The sequence below is a fragment of the Cytophagales bacterium genome (assembly GCA_033344775.1).
Lineage (GTDB): Bacteria > Bacteroidota > Bacteroidia > Cytophagales > Cyclobacteriaceae > JAWPMT01.
Genome location: JAWPMT010000002.1, coordinates 362,314 through 382,286 on the forward strand (window position 1 = coordinate 362,314; position 19,973 = coordinate 382,286).

At 38.7% G+C, this 19,973-nt stretch carries 7 protein-coding genes; 3 read left to right on the forward strand and 4 right to left on the reverse strand.

Features of this window, described 5'->3' with window-relative positions; all coding sequences use genetic code 11:
• Positions 1–6 precede the first annotated feature (6 nt).
• Positions 7–3,333, forward strand: a complete 3,327-nt coding sequence (locus R8G66_05950; GenBank protein ID MDW3191883.1) for an amino acid adenylation domain-containing protein — start codon at positions 7–9, stop codon at positions 3,331–3,333.
• A 32-nt stretch (positions 3,334–3,365) separates the two neighbouring features.
• Positions 3,366–4,598, forward strand: a complete 1,233-nt coding sequence (locus tag R8G66_05955; protein ID MDW3191884.1) for a diaminobutyrate--2-oxoglutarate transaminase — start codon at positions 3,366–3,368, stop codon at positions 4,596–4,598.
• Positions 4,599–4,706: 108 nt separating this feature from the next.
• Here the strand turns inward: R8G66_05955 and R8G66_05960 are convergent, their stop codons facing one another.
• The 4 genes from R8G66_05960 to R8G66_05975 form a co-directional block, all read right to left on the reverse strand.
• Complete coding sequence (locus tag R8G66_05960; GenBank protein ID MDW3191885.1) at positions 4,707–15,005, reverse strand: amino acid adenylation domain-containing protein; 10,299 nt, start codon at positions 15,003–15,005, stop codon at positions 4,707–4,709.
• A gap of 217 nt (positions 15,006–15,222) precedes the next feature.
• Positions 15,223–16,119 carry an LLM class flavin-dependent oxidoreductase gene (locus R8G66_05965; protein MDW3191886.1) on the reverse strand — a complete coding sequence of 299 codons (897 nt, stop codon included), beginning with the start codon at positions 16,117–16,119 and terminating at the stop codon, positions 15,223–15,225.
• A 35-nt stretch (positions 16,120–16,154) separates the two neighbouring features.
• The gene (locus tag R8G66_05970) at positions 16,155–18,326 is read right to left on the reverse strand and encodes a peptidase domain-containing ABC transporter (GenBank protein ID MDW3191887.1); all 2,172 of its coding nucleotides are present in this window, start codon (positions 18,324–18,326) and stop codon (positions 16,155–16,157) included.
• Positions 18,327–19,601, reverse strand: coding sequence for an HlyD family efflux transporter periplasmic adaptor subunit (locus R8G66_05975; protein ID MDW3191888.1), 1,275 nt, complete (start codon positions 19,599–19,601; stop codon positions 18,327–18,329).
• A gap of 48 nt (positions 19,602–19,649) precedes the next feature.
• On the opposite strand from R8G66_05975, the gene R8G66_05980 reads away from it, so the two are divergent.
• Positions 19,650–19,796 carry a hypothetical protein gene (locus R8G66_05980; GenBank protein ID MDW3191889.1) on the forward strand — a complete coding sequence of 49 codons (147 nt, stop codon included), beginning with the start codon at positions 19,650–19,652 and terminating at the stop codon, positions 19,794–19,796.
• Positions 19,797–19,973: the final 177 nt, after the last annotated feature.

Here is a 19,973-nt window from a genome sequence, read left to right on the forward strand (position 1 = left end):
AAGGATATGAGGGAATTACTAATGGAGTTGGAAAAGAACGAAATTGATATTTCGGTTCAGGATGGAAACCTTAAGTTAAAATTCAATTCAAAAACACTCCCCAATGACTTAGTGGCCAAAATAAAGGTCAATAAAGAGGAATTGATTAACTATTTGACACGGGACCCCAATTCAATTCCTTTAGTCCCAGACTCAGAAGAAGGGTATGTGCTATCTTCAGCGCAATATCGTATTTGGGTTCAATCACACTTTGAGCAAGCACGCACCATTTATAATGAGCCTGGATACTTTGAGCTTGCTGGCAACTACGATTTTGAATTGTTTGAAAAAGCCATTGCTTCTGTAATTGACAGGCATGAAGTGTTAAGGACTGTTTTTAAAGAGGATTCAAGTGGCAATATCAAACAGTGGGTCATCCCTTCTTCGGAGTTCGACTTGTCAATAGCTCATGAAGATTATACCGACAGGCCTAACGCCAGACAAGAGGTAATCGACTTTATTGAACAAGATTCAAAAGTTGCTTTCGATCTGGATAAAGCTCCATTGTTTAGGATCACCTTATTTCACCTGGCAGGGCAAGAACATATCTTTTACATCAATCTGCATCACATCATAAGCGATGGATGGTCCATTGAAGTACTTAAAAAGGATGTATTCGCGTTCTATCAATACCATAGTCAAAGGTCATTTTTAGAGTTACAGCCACTTTCAATTCAATATAAAGATTATGCAGCGTGGCAAGTCAATCAGTTGCAACATCCTCTTTTTGAGAAGCATGAAAAATATTGGTTAAACAGGCTTTCGGGAAATTTGCCGGTACTGGACCTTCCTTCCTCTAAAATCCGCCCAAAAGTGAAAACTTTCCGTGGACGACATTTGTCTACGAGCATATCTTCACAAGAAGCTGATCGCCTAAGGGAATTCAATAAGCTAAATGGTGGGACCATGTTTGTGGGGTTGATGGCGAGCTGGACCGCACTTTTGTATCGTTACACACAAGAGCAGGATATCATTATCGGCAGTCCTATTGCCGGCAGGGACCATAAGCAATTGGAAGACCAGATAGGGTTGTACCTCAATACAATAGCTGTTAGAAATGAGGTAAAACCGGAAGATGATTTTCTTACGTTGTATGACCGGGTAAAAACCAGCGTATTATCTGCATACGACCATTGGGCTTATCCTTTCGATCATTTGGTAGAGCAGCTTAACCTTCCAAGGGATACTTCAAGGAATCCGATCTTTGATTTTATGATGGTGTTACAGAATCAACAAGAACACCAATCACAATTATTTGACAGCTCCTCCCAGGCACATGATGATCAAGTACATGACCTTGGACCCGCCAATCCCAAATTTGATATAGACCTTTCAATTAGTGATGATGAACAAGGTATTCGACTAAATCTATTATTCAATGAAGATGTATATGATAAGGCGATCATCGTAGGCCTGTTGCGTCACTATAAGCAATTATTGGCTCAACTGATCACTAATCCTGGTGAACGGATCACCGATCATACCTATCTCACCGATGATGAAAAACACCGTTTACTTGTTGAGTTCAATGATACGGACACTGATTTCCCGGAAGAAAAAACTATAGTTGACCTTTTTCGGGACAAAGCAGTGTCATTTCCTGAAAAAGTAGCGATCAAGTGCGTATCAAGAGAGATTACTTACCGTCAGTTGGAGGAAACCTCAAACAAATTGGCATCTTATCTTATCGCAAATCATGGTGTTGAAAGAGGAGGACGTGTTGGCTTATTGATAGAAAAGAATGAATGGCAGATCATTTCCATTTTGGCGATCCTGAAGACTGGCGCTGCTTATGTTCCAATGGATGCTGAGGCTCCTGACGAAAGGTTGACTTATATAAAAAGTGATAGTCAATGCAAGGTGATCGTTGATAACCTGGAATTGCAGAGATTTCAGGATAATGAGAAACAATATGCAGTTGATCCGCCTGCAGTGATATCATCCCCTGATGATTTGGTTTATATCATATATACTTCGGGTACCACAGGTAAACCGAAAGGTGTAAAAATAAAGACCAGATCTTTGGTCAACTATGTATGTTGGAGTATTCGACAATATAACATTACGGAAAAGGATGTAGTAGGCAAACACCTCAGTCTGGCCTATGATGCGTGTGTAGAAGAAATTTATCCCACAATTCTTTCAGGAGCTACACTTCAGTATATCTCCAAAGAAACCATTGTAGATGCTGCTGAACTTAAAGCTTTTACAGAAAATAAAGGCATTACCGTATTGCCTCTTCCGCCGGTCCTTTGTGAAGCATTCTTTAAACTAAGTAATGATTCTTTAAGGATGATGATCACTGGGGGAGAACGATTATCCTTTTTCAAGAAGCAACCTTTTCCTGTCTACAATCATTATGGACCTACGGAAACTACGGTCACGTGTTTGACCTATGAAATACAGGAAGGTCAAACCAATATTCCTATTGGAAGACCCGTAGCGAATACCAGAGTATACATCCTGGATCCCTTCGGTCAGCCATGTCCTATTGGCGTGCCAGGTGAGTTATTCATTGGAGGGGTTGGACTTGCAGAAGGTTACTTTGAGAGTGAAGAACTAACGAAAAGTCGATTTGTAACTTTTCCTTCCATCGCTGAAAAGAGGCTGTATAAAACAGGGGATAATTGTAAGTGGAATGCAGCCGGTAACATTGAATTTTTGGGTCGTGAAGACAATCAGGTAAAAGTGAGAGGGTATAGGATTGAACTGGATGAAATTGGACTTGCCCTACAATTAAAAAGTACGATCAAAAATGCTGTGGCCGTGGTGGAAGGTGAGGGCAGCAACAAAATCATTGTTGCTTATTTTTCTTCTGAAGTTGAAGAGCGCCTAGTAAGTATCAAAAAACACCTTTCCAGAAGCTTACCTGCTTATATGATTCCAAGTTTATTCATCCAATTGACGTCATTTCCCCTCACATCTAATGAGAAGATTGATATGGATGCATTAAATCAATCCATTGGAACCCCAGTAAAGGATAAATACATGGCTCCAAAATTGGAGATAGAGGTAAAACTAGTTCAGATCCTTGCTGCAGAAATTGAAAAAGAGGAGGAGAGTATAGGTATCCATGATAACTTTTTTGATTTAGGATTGAACTCAATAAGCATGGTAAAAATGCTTAAAACAATTAACAGTGAACTTATGTCCAATATCAGTGTCGTTGATCTATTTGAATGTCCGAGCATTCGAGACCTGGCGATGCATATTGAAGCAAGAAAAACAGGACAATATCAGGATTCAGAGGCGGAAGAAGCGCCTGACTTAAACGAAATAATTGATCTATTCTAATGAGTACAACTAGCCCCTTAAATCACATTGAAATGAACACATTACCCGTAGTAGACTTTGAGACCAGTATTGAAGACTTTGAGTCTAATGTGAGGTTTTATTCCCGTCTGTTCCCCACGGTATTTTCTACTGGAAAAGGCTGTTTTCTTGTCGATACCGATGGCGAGCAGTACTTTGATTTTTTCAGTGGCTCTGGTTCATTGAATTACGGTCATAATGAGCCTGAAATGAAAGGAGCTATGATTGACTATCTGATGAAAGACGGAATCATCAATAGTCTGGATCAAGCGACTGAAGCAAAACAGGCTTTTATGCGTGCGTTCCAGGACAATGTATTGGAGCCCAGAGGTATGATGTACAAAATGCAGTTTTGTGGTCCTACGGGCACCAACAGTATTGAGGCTGCCATTAAACTAGCGCGTAAGTACACGAAACGTGAGAAGATTGTGTATTTCCAAAATTCTTTTCATGGCATGACGTATGGATCCATGTCCGTTTCTGGGATGAGGAGCCGTGCAACCCACCCTGACTATTTTAAACAGACCGTTGAAATTCCATTTGCTCAAGATGATCCGAATCTTGTGGCGCTTGATAATCTCATCAGCAATAGTGATCCCAACGAGATGCCGGCTGCTATTCTCCTGGAAATTGTCCAGGCTGAAGGTGGTATGAATGTGGCACCCACGCTTTGGCTTCAACAACTTCAAGAGATAGCAAAACAGCACGGAATCCTGATCATCGTGGACGATATCCAGGCGGGTTGTGGCAGAACAGGTACGTTTTTTAGTTTTGAACCATCCGGGCTATCACCAGATATCATTTGCCTGTCTAAATCATTGTCAGGTCTGGGTTTACCATTTGCAATGAACTTGCTCAAAGACCACCTTGATTGTTGGAATGCTGGTGAGCATAATGGTACATTTCGTGGCAACAATCTTGCTTTTATCACTGGTGCCAAGGCAAGCGAATACTGGAAGACAGATGAATTTCAGAATTCGGTTCAAGAAAAAGCACGACTCATTGACGGTTTTTTTGATTATCTGAACCATCAGTCATCATATCAACTGAAGGGTCGAGGACTGATGAGGGGACTCTTTGTTGGTAATGCGGAAAGAGCAGAAGATCTTCAAGTGAAACTGTTTGAAAACAATGTTTTAGTGGATATATGTGGTAAAAATAGTGACATACTAAAGCTCATGCCCCCAATAAATATTAGCAAAAAAGAACTACTTAATGGGTTAGAGGTGATAAAGACAGTAGTGTGATCTTGTCAGCTATTTTATACTATACTTGATTAAATCCTTGAGCTCATAATCATTCCTACGAAACCAAGGCATTGTCAAGTCAATGGCAATGCCTTCCTGTTTTGATTGCTATTTTTTGATGAGATTATTCATTACCTGTGAAATTTGTTTTGCTGATTGGTCTTGTAAAATCGTAAAATGATCACCCTGCAATTCAAAGTAATGCAATTTGTCAGCCGATAAATTGAAAATTATTTTTTCATCAATGGCGGTTGACTTTGCATTAAAATAAGCCACTTGCCCCAATAATGAGTCTGATGCTTGATGATTGACCGAAGCCGCAAGGAAAGAACGTATCGTATTCAAAGATGAGATCATTTGCCTGGCGGTAAGTTTTTCAAAATTTGGGATCGTAGACAAGATATTATCAGGAATCATATCCTTAAATTCCTGCAAATAATTTTGCTTTTTTTCTGCCGCATCGATGCAATTTTCCCAAAGCTGTTCCACACTCTTTGAATCAGCTAATTCATCCGATGTGGCTGGTAATAATTGCTTGAACATCTTTTTTTCGTGGCTTAGAGAAAAATCTTGATAGACCACATTTTGCTGGTTATTGAAAACAGAATCAATCACGGACAGTAATTCAATAATCTCTCCTGATTTTTCAAGTTGTACAGCCATTTCATAGGCTATCTCTCCTCCTATACTCCAACCTGCCAGTCGGTAGGGGCCTTCAGGTTGAATCGCTTTTATTCTACCTATGTAGGACGCAGCAATGTCTTCTATTTTAATGCCTTCCGGGTGAGATTGCCTTAGCAATGGGCTTCTTAAACCCCAGCAGTTTAAGGATGTTATGTTCTTTACTAGTTCAATGTAGGACTGAACATCACCGCTTCCATCATGGATAAAAAATAAATGATCTGATTTCTGACTTTCTTCTTTTAAGAGAATGATATCCTCATCGGTGAGATCAGGTGATTTATGATCATTCCCATCAATTATTTTTTGAAGACCAAGAATTGTTGGTGTTGTAAAAAAATCGACTAGTGAAATGTCTGTTTTAAATGATTCCCTAATGCGATAGATCAGATTAATGACTTTGAGGGAATGTCCACCTAATTCAAAGAAGCTACGGGTTACACTGATGGCAGTGGGTTCTACTTTCAAAACGTCTGACCAAATATCCACTAGTCGGTTTTCCGTGTGAGTAGAGGGAGCTACGTAATCTTCCGATGCGTTTACCTCAGGATCAGGGAATGCCTTTTTGTCTATTTTTCCATTTGGGGTTAGTGGTAATTCTGACAAGTGTACATAAAATGAGGGGAGCATGTAATCTGGCAACTGTTCAGACTGATAACGTCTCAGGCTGGAACTATCAATTTCCTCAGGTGATACATAGTAGGCTATCAAATACTTATCTTCATCCTGATTTTTAATCACAACTACAGATTCGGATATCTGATCATGGGTCAATAACTGATTTTCGATTTCCCCTAACTCGATTCTAAAACCTCTGATCTTTACCTGATCGTCAATACGACCCAGAAATTCTATGTTACCATCAGGTAGCCACCTGCCAAGGTCTCCGGTCTTATAAATCCGTTTTCCTGATTGATATGGGTGGGAAATAAACTTCTCCGCAGTTAATTCAGGACGATTCAAATACCCTTTTGCCAACCCGTCTCCACCAATGCAGATCTCTCCCGGAACACCTATGGGTTGCAGCCTATGATACGGATCAAGTAGGTATATTGTCGTGTTATGGATAGGTTTTCCAATGGATAGTGTGCGTTTGGACCAGGTTTTTTCGTACTTGTATTCAGTAGTAGTAACAGTAGCTTCGGTTGGCCCATATTCGTTGTAAAACGCACAATGGTTCTTGAATTTAGCTGCTAATCGTAGATTGCAAATATCACCTCCCGCTATGATTCTTTTGAGGCTTTCATGTCGCTCCAATCGAATGCTCTCCAGGTAAGAAGGCGTTGTGTGGAGGTGTGTGATGTGATGTTGCGCGATAAAAGTATTAATGGCTTGCTCATCATTGATGGTCTGTTGATCTATCATGATCAATGATGATCCATTCAACAGCGCCAGCCAGATTTGTTCTACTGAAGCATCAAAGGCGATATTGGAAAATTGTAAGATTCGTTCATCTGCTTCAAGATTGAACTCATGCTGCTGAGAGTAAATCAAGTTTACTACAGATCGGTGTGAAATGATTACACCCTTCGGTTTTCCAGTCGACCCAGACGTATATATGATGTAAGCTGAATTCGAAGGATCAATGTTAAGGTGAACATTATCATTGCTTTCGAACTGGACCTCTTCTTGTTCGATACCAATTGCGCTAAAATCCTTGTCGTAAGTGAATTCATGATTGGTTGTTGTGACGAGTAACTTTGCTCCACTATCCTGTAATATCTGTCGCGTTCTCTTTTCAGGATTGGAAGCGTCTATCGGCAAATAAGTGCCACTGGCTTTCATGATGGCTAATATTCCGACAATGAGTTCCGCAGATCTATCAATTTTCACGGCTACAATATTTGTTGCCGAAACGCCTTGTTTAATTAAGTACGAAGCGAACTGATTTGCTTTTTGATTGAGCTCCCTGTAGGTAAGTCGTTGCTGCTGGTAAACCACCGCTATGTGATCCGGCGTTTTTTCTACCTGAGCTTCAAACAAGTCAACAATTGTCTTATCTTTTGGGTAGTCTACAGTTGTATTATTGAAGGTATGCAACAAATGGTGTTTCTCTGCCTTTGAGAGAATGTCTATTTCAAATAGCTGCTGATCAGGATCTTCAATTACTGCGTCCACAATACGCTTGAAATAGTCGATAAATCTTTCGATAGTCGCCTCTTTGAACAAGTCCGTGGCATATGCCACTCCTATTTCCAATTCGTCATCGACTTCTCTTGCCGTCCATGATAGGTCAAATTTCGACGTGTAGCTCTGGTGGCTAAATTGGTTCAACTTTAATCCTGGAAGCGCGAATTTGACCTCTTCAAAGTTCTGGAATGAGAACATGACGTCAAACAGTGGATTTCTACTGGTTTCGCGAGGGATAGCCAGGTCTTCTACCAATTGTTCATATGGGTATGACTCGTGCTCGAAGCAGGCCAGAACCCTCTGTTTAACATCGTCTAGAAACTGCACAAAGCTCATTTCTCCTTTAGGATAGTTTCGTAGTGGAAGCGTGTTGACAAACATTCCGATGATACCTTCAGTCGCTACATGAGATCTGCCCGCCGTTGGTGTGCCCACTACGATATCTTCCTGATTGCTCAACTTACTTAATAGTACATTGAACACAGAGAGCAAGACCATAAACATGGTTTTCTCTTCTTTTTGGCAGAGCGATTTCAACGCGTTAGTGGTTGCATTACTGAATGTAAAGCCTATGAAATCGCCGGTATGATTTTTAATCTGAGGCCTTGGGTAGTCAGTGGGTAGCTCAAGTGCGTTTAGTTCGTTTATGTATTGATCATTCCAAAAAGTCTGATGAATTGACATGATCTCTTGTTGCTCCATACCTTGGAGCCACTCAGCATAATCTTTGTATTGCAAAGGCAGTGATAAGCATGCTTCTTTTTTATAAAAGTTCATGAAGTCCTTGAGCAGGATCTCATTCGACACACCATCAGTGATAATGTGATGTGTGTCTACCATCAGCGCGTGTTCTTCCGAAGAGATACGAGCTAAAGTAACCCTTATCTGACCTGGATTACTCAAGTCAAAGGGTTGAATAAATTGTTCAGCGATCGCCTCAATTTCCGATTCCTTCGCTTCTAGATATTCAAGCTTTAACTCCAATGCTTCCGTTATCTTTTGATATACTTCACCATCGATCACTTCAAAACTGGTTCGAAGGCTTTCATGTCTGGAGATCAATTGATTAAAAGCTCCTTCTAGTCTTTCTTTATCCAAAACACCAACTAACCGAACCATCTGAGGCATGTTATAGGCCAGAGATTGTTTATCGAACTCATACAAAAAGTACATTCTCCGTTGCGCAGGAGACAAGGGGTAATGAGGTTTTTTTGTTGCCGGGGCTATTGAATTGTGTTGTGATGAATCCAATTGATCAATAAATGACCCCAGTTTCTGAATAGATTGATGATCAAATAAATCTTTAAGCTTGAGTTGACTATTGAGCGATTGGGAGATTTGATTGATCAGGTTTATTGCTTTTAAAGAATGCCCACCTAATTCGAAGAAACTACGGCTTACACTGATGGCATTCGGTTCTATCTTTAAAACGTCTGACCAAATACCCACTAGTTGGCTTTCCGTATGAGTAGAAGGAGCTAAGTATTCTTCCGATGCGCTAACCTCCGGATCAGGTAATGCCTTTTTGTCTATTTTCCCATTGGGGGTGAGTGGAAATTCTGATAAGTGAACATAAAATGAGGGGAGCATGTAATCTGGCAATTGTTCGGACTGATGATTTCTCAGGCTGGAACTATCAATTTCCTCAGGTGATAGATAGTAAGCAATCAAATGCTTATCTTCCTCCTGATGTTTAACCACAACTACCGACTCGGCGATCTGATCATGAGTCAATAACTGATTTTCGATTTCCCCTAACTCAATTCTGAAACCTCTGATCTTTACCTGATCATCGATACGGCCCAGAAATTCTATGTTACCATCTGGTAGCCACCTGCCAAGGTCCCCTGTTTTATAAATCCGTTTTCCAGATTGAAAAGGGTGAGCAATAAATTTCTCCGCAGTTAAGTCGGGACGATTCAAATACCCTTTTGCCAACCCATCCCCACCAAGGCAAATCTCTCCCGGAACACCAATGGGTTGCAACCTATGATACTGATCAAGAATGTACGTCGTGGTGTTATTAATAGGTTTACCAATAGGTAAATTCAACTTATCATGATCAGTCACATTATAATGTGTTGAAAAAGTTGTATTCTCAGTGGGCCCATACACATTTGATATTTGAATCTCAGGGAACTTATGCCTTAATCTTTCCACATGATTCATCGAGATTACATCTCCTCCGATTAATACATGATTTACTTTTTCAAAAATGTCCGATTGCCTGTTTACATATTGGTTAAAAAGTGAAGCCGTTAAAAATAGTGAGTTAATTTCCCAATTAACCATTGCTTTCTTAAACAACTCAGGATCAAGTAAAGTGAATTTATCTGCTATGTAAAGTGTGCCTCCATTGAGCAAACTCCCCCAAATTTCGAAAGTAGAAGAGTCGAATGATAAAGCTCCGGCGAGTATAATCCTCCTGGTTGAATTTAAAATAGTATAACTCTGGTTTTGGACAAGTCTGACTACATTCTTGTGGGTAATCATGACACCTTTGGGGTTTCCTGAAGTGCCAGATGTGTACATAATATAGGCTATGTTGCTAGAGGGCAAATCAAACTTTTCAAGTTTTGGTGATTCACTTTTAGCGACATCTTTCAGGTTTATAATCTTGCGATTTTCTGAGATGCTCAGTGAAACAGGAATATTCGTTAGTATAATATTGACCCTGGCGTCATTCAATACATGTTTTATCCTCTTTTCTGGGTATTGAGGATCAATAGGTACATAAGCCATGCCTGCTTTTAATACTGCAAGCATAGCTGTGATGACTTCAATAGATTTATCAGCTAAAATTGCTACACGATCTTTTTGCTGAAAGGTATGCTGAAGTAATACGCTGACTAGTTGGTTTGCATTATGATTGAGCTCCCTGTAGGTAAGTCGTTGCTGCTGGTAAACCACCGCTACCTGATCTGGAGTTTTTTCTGACTGAGCTTCAAACAAGTCAACAATTGTCCTATCCTTTGGGTAGTCTACAGTTGTATTATTAAAGGTATGCAACAAATGGTGTTTCTCTGACTTTGAGAGGATGTCTATTTCAAATAGTTGCTGATCAGGATCTTCAATTACTGCATCTACAATACACTTGAAATAGTCGATAAACCTTTCAATAGTCGCCTTTTTGAACAACTCAGTGGAATATGTCACACCTATTTCCAATTCGTCATCGACTTCTCTTGCTGTCCATGAAAGGTCAAATTTGGACATATAGCTCGGGAGGCTAAATTGACTCAGCTTAAGGCCTGGGAGCGCTAAATTGACCTCTTCAAAGTTCTGGAATGAGAACATGACGTCAAACAGTGGGTTTCTACTGGTTTCGCGAGGGATAGCCAGGTCTTCGACCAATTGTTCATATGGGTATGACTCGTGCTCGAAGCAGGCCAGAACCCTCTGTTTAACATCGTCGAGAAACTGCACAAAGCTCATTTCTCCTTTAGGATAGTTTCGTAGTGGGAGTGTGTTGACAAACATTCCGATGATACATTCAGTCGCTACATGAGATCTGCCCGCTGTTGGTGTGCCCACTACGATATCTTCCTGATTGCTCAACTTACTTAATAGTACATTGAACACAGAGAGCAAGACCATAAACATGGTTTTCTCTTCTTTTTGGCAGAGCGATTTCAACGCGTTAGTGGTTGCATTACTGAATGTAAAGCCTATGAAATCGCCGGTATGATTTTTTATCTGAGGCCTTGGGTAGTCAGTGGGTAGCTCAAGTGCGTTTAGCTCGTTTTTGTATTGATCATTCCAAAAAGTCTGATGAATTGACATGATCTCTTGTTGCTCCTTACCTTGGAGCCACTTCGCATAATCTTTGTATTGCAAAGGCAGCGATAAGCATGCTTCTTTTTTATAAAAGTTCATGAAATCCTTGAGCAGGATCTCATTCGACACACCATCAGTGATAATGTGATGTGTGTCTACCATCAGCACGTGTTCTTCTGAAGAGATACGAGCTAAAGTAACCCTTATCTGACCTGGCTTACTCAAGTCAAAGGGTTGAATAAATTGTTCAGCGATCGCCTCAATTTCCGATTCCTTCGCTTCTAAATATTCAACCTTTAACTCCGATGCTTCCGTTATCTTTTGATATACTTCACCATCGATCACTTCAAAACTGGTTCGAAGGCTCTCATGTCTGGAGATCAATTGATTAAAAGCTCCTTCTAGTCTTTCTTTATCTAAAGCACCAACTAACCGAACGATCTGAGGCATGTTATAGGCCTGAGTGTGTTTATCGAGCTCATACAAAAAGTACATTCTCCGTTGCGCAGGAGATAAGGGGTAATGAGATTTTTTTATTGCCGGGGCTATGGAAATGTGTTGTGATGAATCCAATTGATCAATAAATGACCCCAGTTTCTGAATAGATTGATGATCAAATAAATCTCTAAGCTTGAGTTGACTATTGAGCGATTGGGAGATTTGATTGATCAGGTTTATTGCTTTTAAAGAATGTCCACCTAGTTCGAAGAAACTACGGGTTACACTGAGGGCATTCGGCTCTATCTTTAAAACGTCTGACCAAATATCCACTAGTTGGCTTTCCGTATGTGTAGAAGGAGCTAAGTAATCTTCCGATGCGCTAACCTCAGGATCGGGTAATGCCTTTTTGTCTATTTTTCCATTTGGGGTAAGTGGAAATTCCGATAAGTGAACATAAAATGAGGGGAGCATGTAATCTGGCAATTGTTCAGATTGATGACCTCTCAGACTGGAACTATCAATTTCCTCAGGTGATACATAGTAAGCAACCAAATACTTATCTTCATCCTGTTGTTTCACCACAACTACAGACTCCGCGATCTGATCATGAGTCAATAACTGATTTTCGATTTCCCCCAACTCAATTCTGAAACCTCTGATCTTTACCTGATCATCGATACGGCCCAGAAATTCTATGTTACCATCCGGTAGCCACCTGCCAAGGTCCCCTGTTTTATAAATCCGTTTCCCAGATTGAAAAGGGTGAGCAATAAATTTCTCCGCAGTTAAGTCGGGACGATTCAAATACCCTTTTGCCAACCCATCCCCACCAAGGCAAATCTCTCCCGGAACACCAATGGGTTGCAGCCTATGATACTGATCAAGAATGTACGTCGTGGTGTTATTGATAGGTTTACCAATAGGTATTATTTCATTGGATTTTGAGACTTCAAAGGAGGTTACATCTATAGAAGCTTCAGTTGGACCATAAAGGTTTTGGATAGGTATATTCAGTGTTTTGTACCAGGTCTGAACGGTCTCTATGGGCAATGCTTCCCCACTCGTTATTACCCGTCGTAAGCTTTTGAGTTGCTCTTGTAAATCTTCTTTTCCGAACTCCTCTCTGATATAAGCAGAAAGCATGCTTGGCACAAAATGTAAACATGATACCCCATGCTTTCTAATCAAATTTGTGATCAGTGTCGGCGTATGCGTGTCTTCCTTTTCACAGAGAACCATTTTTGTACCCCAACAGAGAGGCATAAAAATTTCCCAGACTGAAACATCAAATGTATTGGTTGTTTTTTGAAGGATGACATCTGAAGATTCAAATCCATACTTATGCCACATCCAATCGATTCGATTGATTATACTTTGGTGTGTGAGCATACACCCTTTTGGATTACCCGTACTGCCTGAAGTATAAATTACGTACAAGAGGTCAGAGGAGCTGGTCGACGTTTTTAGGTTGTGTGTTTGGTAGTTTGAACATTGCGCCTCGAATAATGCTAGCACCTCCTGGTCAACTATAACTTTGGCCTTGCTGTCCCTTTTAATGAAATCAATGCGCTCCTTCGGGTAGGTAGGATCTATAGGTAAATAAGCTCCTCCGGATTTCAACGCACCTAAAATCGAAATGATCATTCGATCACTTCTATCCAATTGCACGCCAATTAAATCATTGGGTACTATTGCGCACATTTCCAGCAAATAATTAGCCAACTGATTAGCGCGCTGGTTAAGTTCTCTGTAGGTAAATGCTTTGTTTTTAAATACAAGTGCAACCCGATCCGGTGTTTTTTCTACCTGAGCTTCAAAAAAGTCAACAATTGTTTTATCCTTCGGGTAGGCTACAGTTGTATCGTTGAAGGTATGCAGCAAATGGTGTTTCTCCGCTTTAGAGAGGACGTCTATGCTATACAGTTTCTGATCAGGATCTTCAATTACTGCGTTCACAATACGCTTGAAATAGTTAATGAACCTTTCTATAGTCGCCTCTTTGAACAACTCCGTCGAATATTGAAAATTCAAGGACAATGATTCTTTGGATTCCGTCACAATCAAAGACAAATCGAACTTAGCAGGCTCAGCGCCATAGGAATACCTGCTTAGCGTTAATCCAGGGAGTACAAGCTCGGCCTCTTCAAAATTTTGATAGGAAAGCATGACATCAAATAAAGGATTACGGTTGATGTCACGAACTAAATCTAGTTGTTCAATTAACTCCTCATATGGATAAGATTGATTTTTATAACAATTTAACGATCTGCGTTTTACGTCATTTAAAAAATCGACAAAACTATTCGTTCCTTTAGGATAATTCCGCATTGCGAGTGTATTGACAAACATCCCTAAAATTCCTCCTAGCTCGGGTTGTTCTCTGCCAGATACAGGTATTCCGACAATTACATCCTCCTGATTGCTTAGCTTACTCAATAACACGTTGAGAAACGTTAACATAAGCATGGACATGGTTGTCCTCTCTCTCTTGCAAAGAGACCATAAATGGGACGTTGTTTTCTCATCAAAAGAAAACTCCCTGAAACTTCCAGTATAACTCCTTGTTTGTGTTCTGGGATGATCAATGGGCAGTTGAAGGATATTTAAATTATCAGCAAACTCATTTAACCAGAAAGACTTACGCTGGGACATTTTGTTATGCTGTCCATTTTGGGATAGCCACTCTGCGTAATCTTTGTATTGTATGGACAGAGGCTCAAGCTCTTCCCCAAGATAGAGCGCCATAAAATCTTTAATTAGGATGTCCTTGGAAAGTCCATCAGTAATAATGTGATGCATGTCTAACAGCAACAAATGATCTTCCTGCGATAGCCGAACCAAAGTAATCCTGATGAGTCCCGATTTACTTAAATCAAAGGGACGAATAAACTGATCGATGATTGAGTCAACTGCTGATGGCTCAGCTTCAAGATAGTCAACGGTAAAGGGTATTTTTTGAGCTATTTCTTGATGCACTTCACCATCGATCACTTGAAAGCTTGTTCTTAAGCTTTCGTGTCTATCTATGAGTTTCAAGCTTGTGGTCTTGAATTTTTCCAAACTTAATCTGCCTTTGACCTGAAGGATTACGGGAATGTTGTAGGACACTGAATGCTTGTTGAGAGACTGTAAGAAATACATTCTCTTCTGAGCTGAAGATAAGACATAATAAGGCTTGCTTCCGCAAGGGGTGATGCAGTCACTCGTAGGTTCGTTTGAGTTGGATTTGAGATTAGCTATAATGTCTTTCTTATTGCGTCTTATCTTCTCGAAAATTTCCTTATTATGAAAATCATTTGGAACAGTGAGCTTTAAATCGTCGCCGACTAATTTGATGGAAATATTGTGCTTTTTAAGATCCAGTAATAAATCTTCCATGAGCTTTAAAAGAAGTAATAATCTGAGTTCAAAAATGAAATGGGGTAAAAAAGTAGTCGTTTAGTTTCGTCAATAAAATTAATGTACTTGTTTAGATCTAAATATCTGGCATTTTAGCAAATACAAGCAAATTATATGATTAAAACACACTCATCACGGCATGATTTTAAGTTTCGTATATGCGCTAGATTTCGGTGAATCGTCTTAATCTTAGGCGTTACAGCACACTTTGTGCACTTTTCATACAACATGAAACCGTATCTAAAAACTCTGATGATTCCTCAAAAATATTAGCCAATACAATTTCATCCACACGATACTTAGTAAGCAATTCCCTCTCAAAACCTCTGTATTCTAGTATGTTACCTGTAAAATTCAATTTCAGAAAATCAAAAATCCGATTCTCTTCTATGTCAGTAGTATTCGATTGATCCTCAGAACAAATCACTGCGATAAGAATTGAAATTTTGAGATTTTTCTCTTCAAACCTACTTTTCCATGTCCTAATAGCCTCAGAAAGAGTAGTTTCTTCATCTTTCGACAACAATCTATGACATAATGAAAAGCAGCAATTTAAGTGATTTTTGTAGGCGTATTCCAGGTTGCCAGGGTTCATGGCCAGCATCCATAATTTTGGCGGTGGGCCATCTAGAGGTGGAATAGGTATTGTTGATTTCGCACCGCTGTTACGAATAATCCTTCCTAAGTCCGTAATCGTCTTATGGAAGTCAGTTACTTCACTTCTACCATCCAGCAATGATTCATAAATGTTTTTTTCAGGTGGCCTTCCTTTGGAAAATCCTAAATCAATTCTATCATAAAAGAGGCTATTTAAAAGTTTGTAATTATGTGATACTTGTAGAGGTATACTAATTGTGAGCATTACGCCGGCCACACCAATTCTTATCTTCTTGGTTGTTCCTGCCAGGAGTGTTAATATAATTTCCGGAGCTTGCCAGGCACAACCAGCTCCATAGTGTTCAGACACCCAAACCCGCTTAAATCCTAATTGTTCAAAGTACTCTGCTCTATTTATTGTTTCTTGAATTACTTCAATTGGATCAGTTTTAAATACTTTGTAAAAACCAAGTTCAAGAACTCCATAGTCTATCATAATTATAATGTCTTAGCCTATACTTGGAATTTATCTCATGTTAGCTCCAATTGATTAGAAACTAACGTATAGTACTGTCCTTTCATATTTATCAATTCCTGATGATTACCTTGTTCAATAATGCTTCCCTGATCAATGACAACAATGTTATCGGCATTCCTAACCGTACTTAATCTATGTGCAATGATGACATTGGTATTACCTTTTATGAATTTTTGAATGTTTTCGGAAATTTCTCTTTCGTTCTTAGAGTCTAAAGAACTAGTCGCTTCGTCCATCAATAAAAATTTGGGTGATTTATATAGCGCCCTGGCAATCATAATTCTTTGTTTTTGACCAGCACTTAAGTTCACACCTTCTAAACCAATCTTGGTATTGGCCTTTTCAGGTAATGAATTAATGAATTCATCGATATTGGCCAACTGAGTAACTTTTCGAAATTTTTCTAAATTCGGCTGCTCTCCTGAAATACAGATATTGTTGAGAATAGAGTCTGAAAAGATATAACCCTCTTGAAGTACGACACCAAAATTCTTTCGGATTTCAGCAGTAGGAATTTCTCTATAATCATGGAGGCCAAAAGAGATGGTTCCCGTATTTGGCTCATAAAATTTTAATAAAAGTTTCAAAAGTGTTGTTTTCCCACTGCCACTTAACCCAACAATAGCTGTTGTTTTTCCATGAGGAATTGTTAGGTTTAAATTTTTCAAAGCAAAACTACTAGAGCGATCATATTGAAAATCAACACCTTTCAGGACAATATCAGCAGCAAAAATTTCCTGATTAAAAGAATCTTCTGATGTTTCCTCTTTTTCATCACTATGTATGTCTCTCAACCTTTCTAAACTAATTTTAGCGTCTTGGGCCTGTTGTATAAAACCAATTAGTTGCTGCAGAGGACCATTTAATAGGCCTAATATTTGAATAGTAGCCATCATCATTCCAAGCGTCATTTCTCCTTCAATTACTTTTTTTGCAGCTGTATAAGTAATAAATATATTTTTCGACTCATTAAAAATCGATCCTCCAACTAATTGTAATTGTTCTAAAGTTAAAGTTTTGGTTCTTACTTTAAATAAACCTAACTGTTTTGACTCCCAATCGGAAATGATTTTCTTTTCTGCCTGATTCAGTTTCACTTCGGAAACTCCAAGCACCATCTCTACTTCGTTATTTTGAATCTTGGAGGCCTGTTTAAATCGCTCATTATCAACTATTTTTCTTTTTTTCCAGAACAAAAGCACCCACGTGATGTACAGGGCAGATCCCAAGAAATAGATCGTAAGTATACCGAAATCATAATAGGCCAGAACGAGTCCGAAAACGATAATATTAATGAATGAAAATAGCGTTTGAAGCGATGAAGAGGTCAAAAACTGATTGATCCTGCTATGATCTTCAATTTTTTGAAGGATGTCGCCCAGGTTCTTTTTCTCAAAGTATGATATGGGTAGCAACATTAACTTTCTAAAAAAGTCAGAAATGACTGCAATACTCAAACTCGTTGTAATGTGTAATAGGATCCAGCTTCTAATAACGTTGATCAATAAATTACCCGCAAAAAACATTACCTGACCAATAAGTATGAGGTTTATTAATCCAATGTCTTTCTTTTGAATGCCAACGTCAACTATTGATTGTGTTAGGAATGGTGAAATCAGGCTTAAAATACTTGATGTCAATAGCCCCAAAAAGAGTTGATAGATGAGTTTTTTCTGAGGTGTCAAGAATTGAAAAAAGTATTTCAACGATACTTGATTAACATCTTTTGGTTCCTTGACTTTGAATAATTCAGAGGTCGATTCAATCAAAAGAACTGCCCCTTCTGATTCATCCCCCCAATTATCCAAAAAATCTTTTCTTTTATAGACGACTCTTCCAACACTCGGATCACTTATATATACTTTTTGTTTTGTGACTTTATATACTACTACGAAGTGATTTCCCTTCCATGGAATGATAGCGGGTAGGGGAGCTTCATTCAAAAGATCGTCATAAGTGATTTTTACTGTTAACGTCTTAAATCCTAATTTTTCCAGGGCTGTAGTTAAATCACCTAATGTTGTACCCCATTGCTTTAAATCAGAAATTTCCTCGATGTAACTCCTATTTAACTCCAAGTTGTAATACTTGGCAACCATCATAATACATGTGGGGCCGCAGTTTTTTTGATCGGATTGCTGTATAAATGGGAATTTTCGAATCACTTATTTGTTGTTTGAAAAATAGTAGTTCAACGGCTGTATAAGCCTGGATATCAGTCTTTTGTCTTTTGTAATTATTTCGCAATTCCCTGACATATTATGCTTGAAATCAAAATTGTAATTTGAAGAAGAAACTAATCCATCTGTTAGCTCAATTCTCACAAAGTACCCTTTCTCCGTTAGTAGCGGAGCTATCTTGCTGGTTTTCCCTGTTAAATAACCATATTCTTCATAAGGAAAATCATTTAGTTTAATGATAACCTCCTGATTTTCAACAACAGAACCAAAACCAACTGAGTTGACATAGGTAGTGGCATAAATCTGATCTTGTTCGGGCAAAATGTAGAGTAGCTCATCACCTCGTTGAGTATACTTATCGCTCTCATAAGATTTATGGAATGAAATAATTCCCTTAGTAGGAGATCTAATAACTTGATTGTATTCCCATTCATTCAATTTATTTTCAATCTCCGAATAGATATCAACTATTCTATTTTTAGCCTCTTTAAGTTCAAGGATATATTGAGCATTCAACTCGTTGATTTCGTTTTTTTTGTTTTGGAGATCATATTCAAGTCTAAGGATCTGCTCTTCCGCCAATGCTTTGGATTTTAATGCCGAAATTAATTCCTGTTTTGATTGATTGAACTCGACCTTGGAAACAGTATTCTTGATGTAAAAAATAGAATCTATCGTATAGTCTTCTCGGATTAACTCCAGACGTGAATTATCATTTGAAAGAAGGTACTTTTTGCTGTCAATTAGTTTGTACAGCATCTTTATATCTTCTTGAAGCGATACAATTTTGACAAGACTAAAACTATTGGCTTGCTGAAAACTGTAATTTTCGATTACCAGGAACATTTTCTTTAATAAATGCTCAAACGAACCATATTTACTGAAATCTCTAAACTTTAGGCTATCAGTATTTAAATTGACATCATCGACGTTGAGGGTCTTAAGAAGGTCTTTAATTTCTATAAATCGATCATAATCAATATCATTTTGAATGAAGCCTAATTTGGTATCATTTAAGACCTTAAGTCCTTCAATTTCTTTATCCAATTTCAACAAGCCCTCAGATTTTGCAACAACCAGTACAGGTTCTGTTATCGAAATTATGTTTACCTGAGCCTCTATTGAATCAGGATATTTAATAAAAAAACTTAGAATAAGAGTTATTGCAACGAAAGCCAATAATGAAAATGAGCCGGATCTCAGCAGCCAGTTTTTGGGTTTCCCGAGTGTTGTTTCACTGATTCTATCTAACAAACTCATCTGTAGGTGTCATCTTGAAAGTTGGCTATATTAACTTTATTCATAATAATGAACAAGAAAACAGCAACATCTCTTCTTATAATGTTAATGGGAGTCACAATTGCTGCACCAGAAGAATCAAAACCAGGTTTTGAAAAAGGATTCCTGGAAGAATTCTCGGAGTTTTTAATTATTTCTATTAACGTTATTAATTGACTGTAATACCCAATAAGAGATCCGAAATACAAATTACAGGCCAAAGCCTTCCATCAATTATGTGCTATGCTAACTAAACGTCAGTCCTTATTTGTTTTATAAGGTAAAATTCATGTTGAATTCGTTATTTGATTTTACAATAATTACGTTTTCTAGAATAATCCATTAGCATAGTAT